The sequence below is a fragment of the Pedobacter nyackensis genome, assembly GCF_900176505.1.
GTDB lineage: Bacteria > Bacteroidota > Bacteroidia > Sphingobacteriales > Sphingobacteriaceae > Pedobacter > Pedobacter nyackensis.
In genome coordinates this window covers 675,733-687,866 of record NZ_FWYB01000001.1, presented here as the reverse complement: position 1 = coordinate 687,866, position 12,134 = coordinate 675,733, and the positions used below count along the sequence as shown (strand labels likewise).

Here is a 12,134-nt window from a genome sequence, read left to right as displayed (position 1 = left end):
GATCATATGATGATAAAGAGAATGATATTGGTTGTTTTACTGTTTACAGGCTTTGCGGTTAAGGCACAGCACAATCCAAACGATCAGATCAATTCAGATAACTGGGATATTGTAGGCGGTGTAGACTTTAAAATTGTTAAAGACACAGAGATGCAGGCTATTTTTACCCCGCAGATTAAAAAATACGCCAATAAGCAATTTGAATTGGAAGGTTATATTGTGCCGATTAAAGACGGCATGAAACAAACAAAGTTCATGTTATCAACCTTACCTATCAACCAATGTTTTTACTGTGGGAAAAACGGGGTTCCAATCATGGTGCTGGTAGAGATGGCCGAACCCATCAAGTTTACTTACAAAACCGTAACCGTTAAAGGTACGTTGAAACTAAACCCAGGCAATGCGATGGATAATCCACCAATTGCATTAACAGGTGCTAAAATAATATAGATATGAAGATTGATCCGGTAAGCATCCTAAAAGAACATGATTTAAAGCACACCAAACAAAGGGTACGTGTTTTGGAAGAGATTGCTTTGGATACTGTAGCCATTTCGCAGCCTGACCTGGAGAAAAAACTAGGCAAGGAGATCGATCGGGTAACATTATACCGGATATTGAATACTTATCAGGAGAAAGGGATCCTACACAGGATTATGGACATGAATGGAACTGCTAATTACGCCATTTGCTCTTCTTCATGCTCTGAAGATCATCACCATGATGAACATGTACATTTTAACTGTACAAAATGCTTTAAAATATATTGTCTGGAGGTGGAAGTTCCCAGAATTAAGATGCCTAAAGGATTTCTTGCAAAAACCGTAAGCTCTACAGCCTACGGCATTTGCGAGAAATGTAATAATATTTAATGACTAGTGGCCTGAATGACCATCAGCTCCGTGTGCATGTCCATGAGCTAACTCTTCCTGAGTAGCTTCACGTACTGCTAAAATTTCACCTGCAAAGATCAAGTCTTTACCAGCCATTGGATGGTTTAAATCTACATTAACAACATCCTCATGAATAGCTGTAACACCTGCTCTGAAGTGGTTACCCTGGTTATCTTGCAAAGGAATTACATCACCAACAGCCGGCAAACCTGCTTCCTTAAACATATCGACAGGTAAGTCAGCAAATGCTCCCGGATCGATTTCTCCGTAACCATCTGCAGCAGAAAGTTCGAAACCATACGAATCACCAACTTTCAAACCAGCTAAATGCTCTTCAAATTTTGGTAACATCATTCCTGTACCGTATAAAAAAACTAATGGATTTTCTTTATCCGTTTTTTCTACAAAAACTTGTTGTCCTTCTTCATTAGTCGTATGCAATTCGTACGTTAATGAAACCACTGTATTGGGTTTAATACTCATTATAATGTTATTTAGTTATCAATATTAATGCTTCATCAACCGTTGTTACCGGCAACTGGCATACTTTATTTCGGCAAATATAGATTTTTGTTTCTTGGCTTTGCTTATCTTTTAACAAAGGAAGTTCAGAATTTGTTCCTCCAAGTGTAATTTTATTAGGAACATAGTGTTTATTGAACTCTTTTTTCACTTTTTCAACATTTTTGCCCGTTAATGCTACTTCATTTATACCAAAAACTTCCTCCAAAACCTGTATGGCCCAGTTGGAATAAGCAGAGCCGTAAGTCTTAATTTGTGGCAGAACTGATGCCAGCATACCTTCTGCCTTCAAGATGTAACGATCATCATCAAATAACAGTCCCAGTTTGTGCAGGTTTTGTGCCATTGCAGAATTAGATGATGGGATTACATTATCCATAATTTCATGCTTCCGGGCGATTAATGCTTCCCCATTACCGGCCGTATAAAATAACATCGGACTGTCTGCATCCTCAAAGTTGGTCAATACATAATCCACTAGGCGTTTGGCTTCAAGCAACCATTTTTCATCAAAATCATATTGATACAAGGTGATCAAGGCCTCGATAAAGAAAGCGTAGTCATCTAAAAAGCCGGGAATGCTGGCTTTACCACTTTTATAATTGCGGTACAACCCTCCATCTGGTGTATTTAAATTACTCAATATAAAATCCGCAGCCTTTTTAGCAAGGTGGTAATAATGGGGGTTTTCAAATATCCCCGCGCTTTCTGCCAGGCCTTTTATGGCCATGGCATTCCATGCGGTTAAACATTTATCATCCAGCCCTGGTCGTACTCTCTTGCTACGTTCCTGTAGCAATTTAACTTTAGCGGCCTTAACTTTCTCGATTAAACTGATAATGCTCACCCCTTTAACTACGGCGTATTCCTCTTCCGAAAACTTCCGCAGCAGAATGTTTGTCTGCTCCTCTTCCCAGTTTCCTTCTTCGGTTACATTGAAATAATCTGCCAATAAATCAGCATCATCACCAAGTACAGCATCAAATTCAGTTTGATCCCAAACGTAAAACTTACCTTCTACACCTTCGCTATCGGCATCCAGTGCAGAATAGAACAAGCCTTCGGGCGATGTCATTTCCCTTTCAAGCCAGGTTATCGTTTCTTCGGCAACATCTTTGAACAGCATCGATCTCGAATACTGATGCGCCTCCGCATATAAGCTGATCAATTGTCCATTGTCGTACAACATCTTCTCGAAATGTGGCACATGCCATTCTCCATCTACAGAATAACGGGCAAAGCCACCACCTATATGGTCGTAAATACCACCCATAGCCATTTTTTCGAGGGTTAACAGGGCCGAAACATGCGTACCATCATCTTCCATCAGGTGACTATAGCGCAGCATAAACTGCCAGTTATTTGGTAATGGGAACTTTGGTGCACGGTTATATCCCCCCTCCGACATATCAAAATATCGTTTCCAGGGCTCAATAATTTCCGTTAAATGCGTTCTGGTATATTCATCAACTTTTATATTGGGGATAATTTTCTCTGCGTTTTTGATGCCATCAGTTAACCTATCGGCATATTGCCTGGCCTTATCAGGCTCATTGGTCCACATATTTGCCACGCTCGACAATACATTGATCCAATCTTCCTTTTTAAAGTAAGTACCTCCATATATAGGTCGCTGATCTGGTAAACAGATACAGTTTAAAGGCCAGCCTCCGCTCCCCGTCATCAATTGTATCGCCAGCATATAAATCTGATCGATATCAGGGCGTTCTTCTCTGTCCACTTTGATGCAAACATAATCGCGGTTCATTACCTCTGCGACCTCATGATTTTCGAAGCTTTCACGCTCCATCACATGACACCAGTGGCATGCGGAATAACCAATACTTACCAATATCAGTTTATTCTCATTTCTGGCCTTCTGTAAGGCTTCCTCCCCCCATTCATACCAGTTTACCGGGTTATAAGCATGCTGTAATAAGTAAGGTGAGGATGCTTTAATTAAATTATTGGGTTCTTGATTTACGTGAGACATGAGCTATGAAATTAAAACCATAAAGCTATAAATTATATACAATCCTGCTTCCATTTAAGTTTTGTTTTTCTATTTTAGATAAAAATGCCAGACTATGAAAATTACCCATACTGAGATTTACCGTTTTAGCATTCCGATTGAACCATTTGTGATTGCTACAGGAACAATGCATTTTGCACAAAATGTGTTGATAAGAATATATACAGATACGGGAATTTATGGCGTGGGCGAATGCTCTGCATTTCCAATGATTGTTGGTGAAAGCCAGGAAACATGTTTAGCCATGGCTAAAGATTTCGCGACTATACTGCAACATAGAGATCCATTGGATATTCCAGAAAGGATGAACGACCTGTTGGGCTATGCTGCGCACAATAGCACGATTAAGAGTGCTTTTGACATGGCCTTGTTCGACATTTCGGCAAAGCATGCAGGATTGCCCCTGTACAAGTTTTTAGGGGGACAAAAGCGTACTGTTGAAACCGACATGACGATTGGTATTGGCAGTCCGGAAAACATGGCTGCTTTAGCCTTGAAATACAAAAACATGGGCTGCAGGATTATAAAAATAAAACTGGGTAAAGAAATACATAGCGATATTGAACGGGTAAAACAGATCAGAGCAGCAATTGGCGGGGATATAATTTTACGATTGGATGCTAACCAGGGATGGAGCTTTGACGATGCTCTTTTTGTACTTGGTGAGCTCGCAGCTTATAACATCCAATTCTGTGAGCAGCCCATGCGTACCTGGTACGACGACTACCTTCCCGAGTTGCAATTAAATTCAACAATTAAGATCATGGCGGATGAGAGTTGTTATAACCACCATGACGCCAGGAAACTGATCAATAGTAAATCCTGCGAGTACCTGAATATCAAATTCTCCAAATCAGGAGGAATTCTGGAGGCGCAGAAAATTCATGAAATTGCTTTACAAACAGGCACTAAATGTATGATTGGCGGTATGCTGGAAAGCCGGATTGCCGTAAGTGCCAATCTTCATTTCGCGTTATCCTGTCCCAATATTATATTCTTTGACCTGGACACCTGCTTATTAGGCCATCTGGTTGACCCGGTTATAGGTGGGCCGACTTATAATGGCTATTTCCTGGATGTTCCTGATACACCTGGAATCGGGGCGGATGCAGACCCGTTGTTTTTAGCGAAATGTGATAAATGGGTGGTTTAAGTTAATCCTATCGTTTAATGATAATCGTACGACCAGTCACCAAATGAAAGGTATAAATCCTGTATAAACCATCATCAGAAGTTTCAATACTTTCAACCAGCCCGGTCTTACTAAAAGTATCCGTTACCAGATCTCCTTTCTTTACCTCTTGCAATACGGATGACGGGGTTTCACTATTCAGTCTAATCATGGTCTGTGTTTTTACAAAAAATGGCTATCCATAAATCAGCCTTGCCATTTTTTTTTGTCAATGATACAAATCTTAGCCTTAATAAGACATAGATTTTTCACAATACAGCACAATTTATGCCTGCCGCATTTCAAAATGAATAACATATAACTATAACAAAATGTTGAGTATAAGATTGATCCTCGTTTTAAAAAACTATTAAATTTCTGTAAACTTGCATTTTTAGGGATAAAAATGGCAAGCTATGTTACACTTTCTGATCAGGAACTGGCAGACCTTTTAAGGCATGGGGATGAAACCGTGTTTAAAATTATCTACGACCGCTTTTGGAGTAAACTTTACTTTGTTGCCTCGAAACGTTTAAATGATCCTGCCGAAGCTGAAGAAGCCGTTCAGGATATCTTTTTAAATCTTTGGAAAAACAGAGAAACCTTTCAGCTTAAAGTCAATTTCGAGAATTATCTCGCTATAGCTATAAAATTTCAGGTGATTAAAAGAAGAGCTAAACGTTTTAGAAGGTCTATTATTGAACAACAACTTGGAACTGAAGCTGAATTGGAGAATTTCCAAAACCAAAACTACGACTGGAACCAATATGATTTAGAAGAACTACAGAACCGCTTAAGTAAAATCATAGACACTTTACCGCCCAAATGTAAACTGGTTTTTAACATGAGCAGAGATGAAAATTACACCAATAGAAAGATTGCAGCTGAATTGGGTATCTCTGAAAAAGCAGTAGAAAAACATGTAACGCAAGCCCTTAAAGTTTTGAGAACCAAACTGGGCTTATCTCTGATATTTATACTATTCCTCAATTAAATCCCCCATTCTCCGAAACACTATTCAAAAAAATCTAAAAATTTAAAAATAAAAGGTAGGGTATAGCACTACTCGTGGGACTATGTTCTAAACTGCCCTAAAAATGGACGAACATAAAATAAATATGCTTTCCGATAAAATCGTTAAAGGAACTATCTCCGAACAGGAAATGGATGAATTTAACGAATGGTATGCTACTTACGAAAATTTTGAGCAAAATGTAACTTCTGATAAAAGTCAGGAGGCCCTGGCTGAGCGCATATTTAAAAATATAACAACCGAAGCGAACCTGCAGATTCCAAAGCCTCGCACTATTAAAATCTGGCCGCGCATTGCTGTTGCAGCATCATTTGCATTAGTTGTTGGACTAAGTTTGTTTTATTACACAGCTCAACAAGCCGATAAGAAGAGGGAAATTGCTTACCTGGAAAACATAAAGCCAGGCGGTAACGGAGCAATCCTCACTTTAGCTGATGGACGCAAAATCAGATTAGATGCCGCTACCAAAGGTGAGTTAGCTAATGAAGCCGGAGTTCGGATCACCAAGACCAAAGACGGACAGATCCTCTATGAAACAAAGGCAGTAGCTTCGGCAAAAGACAAAATAAATACCCTATCTACCACCAACGGCGAAACCTATACCATTACCCTACCCGATCATACCATCGTATATCTTAACGCAGCTTCTTCTATCAGCTACCCGGCATCTTTCGCCACACTTGATGAGCGAAAAGTTGAGCTAAATGGAGAAGCATACTTTGAGGTAGCGAAAGACAGTTCACATCCTTTTATAGTTCGTACAGCCGATCAGGAAATAAAAGTTTTGGGTACCCATTTCAATGTAAATTCTTATAAAGACGACGGAAACACCAAAACAACTTTGTTAGAGGGATCCGTACAGATTGGCTTTTCATCAAATAAAAATGAGACAGGCACAATCATTAAGCCCGGTGAACAAGCTTACATAAAAGCCAATAGAATCTATGTCGATCAGGTAAAAGCTGAAGATGCAATAGCCTGGAAAAATGGTTACTTCAGATTCAACAACGAAACACTTGAACAGGCCATGAATAAAATTGCCCGCTGGTATAATGTCAAGATTGAGTACAAAGAGCAAACCATTAAGAATAAAAATGTTTACGGTTCATTGAGCCGTTTTAGCAACATAGCCGATGTATTAAACCTTTTAGAACTTACAGAAGCAGTAAAGTTTGAAATAGAAGTGAATAAAATCATCGTATTGAAAAAGTGAAATAGATAATGCCAGAATAGAAACCAAAACACCAACCACCCACAAAAATTATTACGAATTAACAGATTAAAAATGTATAAAATTTATACCAAAATTTTATGCAGGCAATCGCGCTGCATACACAAATCACTATTAATTATGAGGCTAACAGCTTTTCTATTAATTACCACACTGCTCCAGGTTAGTGCGGCTTCCTTCGCCCAGAAGCTAACCATGAACAAAAACAAAGCATCTTTTGATGAAGTATTCAGAGAAATCAGAAAACAAACAAGCTATGACGTATTGTTGATTTCGAAGAAGATTAAAAGCACAGAACGCCTGGATGTAAAATTCAACAACACCCCACTGGATAAAGTGATGGATGAATTGTTAAAAGGAAAAAACTTAAACTACACGATAGAGAAAAACACGGTTGTAATTAAAGAGAAGGAAACCTCCTTTATTGATCGTGTAATTAATCGTTTCGCTACAATTGATGTTAAAGGAAAAGTAGTAAATGAAAACAGTGAAGGCTTAGCCGGCGCTACAATTGCCGTAAAAGGTTCATCCCAGGTAACAAAAACAAATGCCAGTGGTGATTTCGTATTAACCAATGTAGAGGAGAACGCGACTTTGGTGGTCTCATATATTGGTTTTGAAGTGAAGGAAATCAAGGCTGCCAGGGATTTGAAAGTAATTAGAATGACTTTACAAACCAGCAATCTTAACGAAGTGAACATTGTAATGACGGGATACCAGGACCTGAATAAAAGACTTTTCACAGGGGCATCTACCAAAATTAAAGCGGCAGATGCACAGCGTGCGGGTGTTCCGGATGTAAGCAGGATGCTGGAAGGTCAGGTTGCCGGTGTTTCGGTACAAAATGTTTCAGGTACTTTTGGAGCCGCTCCAAAAATCAGGGTCAGAGGTGCAACTTCCATCAATGGCGAAAATAAACCGTTATGGGTGGTAGACGGTATTATATTAGAAGACGTAGTAAACATTTCCAATGAACAGCTGTCTACCGGTGACCCAAGTACACTAGTAGGATCTTCTGTTGCCGGACTGAATCCGGATGACATCGAAAGTTTCGAAATATTAAAAGATGCGTCCGCAACAGCAATGTACGGCGCCCGCGCCATGAATGGGGTAATTGTTGTTACGACTAAAAAGGGTAAAAAAACAGATGGCAAGCCCGTACTTTCTTATACAGGTAACTTCACTACCTACCTTAAGCCTTCTTATGGTGAGTATGATATCATGAACTCTGCTAATCAAATGTCGGTATTTGCAGAAATGATGAACAAAGGCTGGTTAAACCATTCAGAGGTTTCGAGAGGTGCGAGTGGTGGTGTATTTTACAAAATGTACAATGAAATGTACCAATATGATGCGACTACAGATCAGTTCAATTTAAGAAATGATGCACCCAGCAGAAAAGAATTTTTACGGAGATATGCCAATTCAAATACCGATTGGTTTGACCTGTTGTTTAAAAATTCATTTATGCAGGAGCATGCGTTAAGTGTAACCAGCGGAACAGATAAATCTAAATTCTATATATCTACAAGTTATTTAGGCGATAATGGCTGGACCGTTGGAAACAGTGTAGACAGATTTACAGGAAACGTAAGAGGTAACTTCGACCTATCTAACAAGCTAAGCATTGAGCTGATTACCCAGGGATCGATCCGTAACCAGTTTACGCCAGGTTCTCTTGGAAGAAGAAGCAGTGCCGTTAGTGGTCAGTTTACCAGAGAATTTGACATTAACCCATTCACTTATGCCCTAAACACCAGTCGTACGCTTACCGCTTTCGACGAGCAGGGAAATAGAGAATTCTTTGTACAAAACTTTGCCCCTTTCAACATTCTCCATGAGCTTGAAAACAACACCACGCAGCTTAAAATGTTGGATTTTAAAATTCAGGGTGGTTTAAAGTATAAAATCATTAATGGCTTAAAATACTCCTTTGACGCCGCTTACCGCTATGTAAAAAGTGATAATGAGCACCGCATTAACGACAATTCGAATATGCCAATGGCCTACAGAGCAGCAGGGGATTCGTATGTGATCAGTAACAATAAATTCCTTTATAAGGATCCCGATAACCCAAATGCTTTGCCTAGAGTAATTTTACCAGCAGGAGGCTTTTACAATGTGAACAGCGACAACATGGAAAATTATTACATGAGAAACTCTTTGGAGTGGAACAAAGAATACAACGGTGATCATTTGCTAAATGCATTCTTATCTACCGAAATGCGTTTCACGGATAGACAGCGTCGCGCTTTTGATGGAGTAGGTTATCAGTACGACCGTGGTGGTGTACCTTTTATCGACCCCGACTATTTTAAGAAAAGTGTAGAGAGTAACTTTTTCTATTACAGCATGAATACCCTAAAAGAAAGATACCTTTCTTATTTAGGTAGAGTGGCCTACTCTTATAAAGGCAAGTATAGCGTAAATGGGACCATGAGGTATGACGGATCCAATTTACTTGGTGGAACCACTACAGCCAGATGGTTACCAACATGGAACATCAGTGGTGCATGGAATATGGACAGCGAAGACTTCTTTGAAAGGCAAAATGTATTGAGCAGAGCGACTTTAAGAGGTACTTACGGACTAACTGCCAGTATGGGGCCTGCAACAAACGCAAGTTTAATTCTTAATAACCAAAGCACAAAAAGACCATTTTTAAGTGATATTGAAACTGCATTGGTCATTGGTGGACTTAAAAACTCAGAGCTTACCTGGGAGAAACAACTAGAAACCAATATCGGCTTTGATTTAGGTTTTTTAAAAGATCGTTTAAGCCTTACGGTTGATCTATATAAAAGAAATGGCTACGATCTGATTGGTGCAGTAAGGACATCAGGTATCGGTGGTCAGTTTATAAAATATGCGAACTATGCCGACATGAAATCTCAAGGTATTGAGGTGACCACCGCAGGCCAAATTTTAAATGGAACTGGTATAAAATGGCGCTCGCAGTTAAATTTTGGCTATCATAAAGGTAAAATAACCAAACTGGAAAGCGTTCCATTGGTTTGGAATCTGATATCTGCCGGTGGTGATGCATTGGAAGGTTATCCACAAAGAGGATTGTTCTCAGTTCAATTTGATGGATTGAATCCACAAACAGGTATTCCTACGTTTGTTGGGGTAAATGGCGAACGTCATGTAACCAATGTTTATTTACAGGATGATAATATTGCTCACCTGAAATACGAAGGTCCTACAGACCCCCTGATGAATGGAGGTTTTTTCAATACTTTCTCTTATAAAAACTTCTCTTTAAGTGCTTTATTAACCTTTAGCGCTGGTAATAAAATCAGGTTAAATCCTTCCTTCTCAGCTGGCTACAACGACCTTTCTTCTATGTCCAACGATTTTGTTGGCAGATGGATGCAACCAGGAGATGAACTTAGAACCAATATTCCCGGTATTGCGGATAAATTTGTAAACAGTAATCTGGGTTCTGATTATCCATATAATGTTTACAATTATACTGATGTAAGAGTTGCCGATGGTGGTTTTGTCCGCCTTAAGCAAATTATGCTCAGCTACAACCTGCCGAAGCTTGTTTCCGGAAAAATTGGCGCAAACAACGCTTCAATTAGTGTTGTAGGAAATAACGTTGCCTTATTATATTCGGATAAACGCTTAAATGGACAAGATCCTGAGTTCTATACTTCGGGTGGAGTATCACTTCCTGTTCCACGTCAATTTACTGTCTCATTAAAATTAGGTTTCTAAACATACATTAACATGAACTTAAACAAAAACTTAAAATATATACTGGTTACCACTATTGCGCTTTCTTCAACTGGCTGCCAGAAGTACCTGGACACAGTTCCTGATATGCGCTCGGAATTGAACTCTGTTGAAAAAGTAGCTGAACTTTTAACATCGGCCTACCCTAAAGCAGAATACATCAGTTTTACCGAACCTGCTTCTGATAGTGCAGAAGACAAAGGTCCGAATGAAGGTACTGAAGACCCTACCAACACAGATCCTTATATGTGGCAGGAAGTAAAAGACAGAGCGCAAGGTTCTACGGATTTTTACTGGAATGCATGCTATACGGCTATTGCAGCGGCAAATGAGGCACTTAGTTATGTCGACAAAAACATAAGTGACCCTAAAATGCGTCCTTATAGAGGTGAGGCTTTAGTGGCCCGTGCTTATGCGCATTTTATGCTGGTAACTTTATATGCAACGGCTTATGACATCAATGGCGCAAACGATGCTCCAGGTGTGCCTTACGTTACTGCTCCCGAAACTGTTGTTTTTGAGAAATACAGCAGAGGAACAGTAAAATCAGTTTATGAGCAAATACAACGTGATTTGGAAGAGGGGCTTCCATTGATCAAAAACACAGCTTACAAAGTACAGAAATACCACTTTAACATCGCCGCAGCAAATGCTTTTGCTACCCGTTTTTATCTTTTCAAAGGCGATTACAATAAAGTTGTAAACCATGCCGGCAATGTTTTTACAGGCGAAATAGTAGAGACCAGCTTGCGTCCATGGAGTACAGAATATTTTGCATTAACCCCACAGGATTTACGCGCAAGGTTTTCACAGACTACCGAAAAATCTAACCTGCTGTTAATAGAAACAGTTTCCTGGTGGGCAAGAAGAGGTTCACAAAGGTTTGGCTTTGGTCAGAAATTAGCCGACGAGATTTTTAACCGTAGTAATGCTACCGGCAGAACATGGGCTCATAAGCTATACTCCTTTGGTGGTGCACCACAGTATACCATGGCTAAATGGAAAGAACATTTCTCGCTTTCGAGTGTAAATGCAAGTTCAGGTATTGGTTATACCATTCTACCTGCCTTTACTACTGATGAGGCACTGCTAAACAGAGCGGAAGCTTACGTGAATCTTGGCAGTACAGATTTGGCTTTAAAAGACCTTAACAGCTTTATTAGTACCAGAATTGTGAATTTTAATGCTGCAACTGATGCTTTGACCTTAGATAAACTAAAAGGATTTTACAGAAGCACGAATGAAAAAGAGGTGTTGATAAAAGGGATTCTTGATTTTAAGAAAATGGAATTTATTACCGAAGGTATGCGTTGGTTTGATATTTTAAGACACAAACTGACTGTGAAACACAACCTATTAGATATTAATGGGAAAGAAAAAACGGTTGAACTGACTCCAGATGATCCACGCAGGTTGTTCCAGTTACCAAAAGAGGTTGTCCTTTCTGGAGTAGCTCAAAATCCACGTTAAACCACGCTGACATAAAATAAATATTAATACAAAAATATATT

Annotated in this window: 10 protein-coding genes; 7 read left to right on the top strand and 3 right to left on the bottom strand. The window is 39.4% G+C overall.

Translation table 11 applies throughout. The features are described from left to right. Window positions 1-6 precede the first annotated feature (6 nt). Window positions 7-450, top strand: a complete 444-nt coding sequence (locus B9A18_RS02790) for a hypothetical protein (RefSeq protein ID WP_084287135.1) — start codon at window positions 7-9, stop codon at window positions 448-450. Window positions 451-452: 2 nt separating this feature from the next. Beyond that, entirely contained in the window at window positions 453-872 is a 420-nt protein-coding gene (locus tag B9A18_RS02785) for a Fur family transcriptional regulator (protein WP_084287134.1), read from the top strand. Between the two features lie 3 nt (window positions 873-875). On the opposite strand, the gene B9A18_RS02780 is transcribed toward B9A18_RS02785, so the two are convergent. Both B9A18_RS02780 and B9A18_RS02775 read right to left on the bottom strand, forming a co-directional pair. Beyond that, window positions 876-1,376: an FKBP-type peptidyl-prolyl cis-trans isomerase gene (locus B9A18_RS02780; protein ID WP_084287133.1), complete on the bottom strand. Its 501-nt coding sequence runs from the start codon at window positions 1,374-1,376 to the stop codon at window positions 876-878. Between the two features lie 7 nt (window positions 1,377-1,383). After that, window positions 1,384-3,408, bottom strand: a complete 2,025-nt coding sequence (locus B9A18_RS02775; protein ID WP_084287132.1) for a thioredoxin domain-containing protein — start codon at window positions 3,406-3,408, stop codon at window positions 1,384-1,386. A gap of 94 nt (window positions 3,409-3,502) precedes the next feature. On the opposite strand from B9A18_RS02775, the gene B9A18_RS02770 reads away from it, so the two are divergent. Then, window positions 3,503-4,600, top strand: a complete 1,098-nt coding sequence (locus B9A18_RS02770; RefSeq protein ID WP_084287131.1) for a mandelate racemase/muconate lactonizing enzyme family protein — start codon at window positions 3,503-3,505, stop codon at window positions 4,598-4,600. Between the two features lie 7 nt (window positions 4,601-4,607). Here B9A18_RS02770 and B9A18_RS02765 read toward each other — a convergent pair whose 3' ends face one another. Beyond that, on the bottom strand, window positions 4,608-4,790 hold the full coding sequence (locus tag B9A18_RS02765) for a hypothetical protein (protein WP_084287130.1): 183 nt from the start codon (window positions 4,788-4,790) through the stop codon (window positions 4,608-4,610). Window positions 4,791-5,024: 234 nt separating this feature from the next. Between B9A18_RS02765 and B9A18_RS02760 the strand changes: the two genes are divergently transcribed. From B9A18_RS02760 to B9A18_RS02745, 4 genes are all read left to right on the top strand, one after another. Then, window positions 5,025-5,612 (top strand): RNA polymerase sigma-70 factor, encoded by a 588-nt coding sequence (locus B9A18_RS02760; RefSeq protein WP_084287129.1) that lies wholly within the window; start codon window positions 5,025-5,027, stop codon window positions 5,610-5,612. 103 nt (window positions 5,613-5,715) lie between these two features. Beyond that, entirely contained in the window at window positions 5,716-6,864 is a 1,149-nt protein-coding gene (locus B9A18_RS02755; RefSeq protein WP_084287128.1) for a FecR family protein, read from the top strand. A gap of 138 nt (window positions 6,865-7,002) precedes the next feature. Further along, window positions 7,003-10,605: a SusC/RagA family TonB-linked outer membrane protein gene (locus B9A18_RS02750; protein WP_084287127.1), complete on the top strand. Its 3,603-nt coding sequence runs from the start codon at window positions 7,003-7,005 to the stop codon at window positions 10,603-10,605. Window positions 10,606-10,617: 12 nt separating this feature from the next. Next, a complete protein-coding gene (locus B9A18_RS02745; protein WP_084287126.1) occupies window positions 10,618-12,093 on the top strand; it encodes a RagB/SusD family nutrient uptake outer membrane protein in 1,476 nt (491 codons plus the stop codon). Window positions 12,094-12,134: the final 41 nt, after the last annotated feature.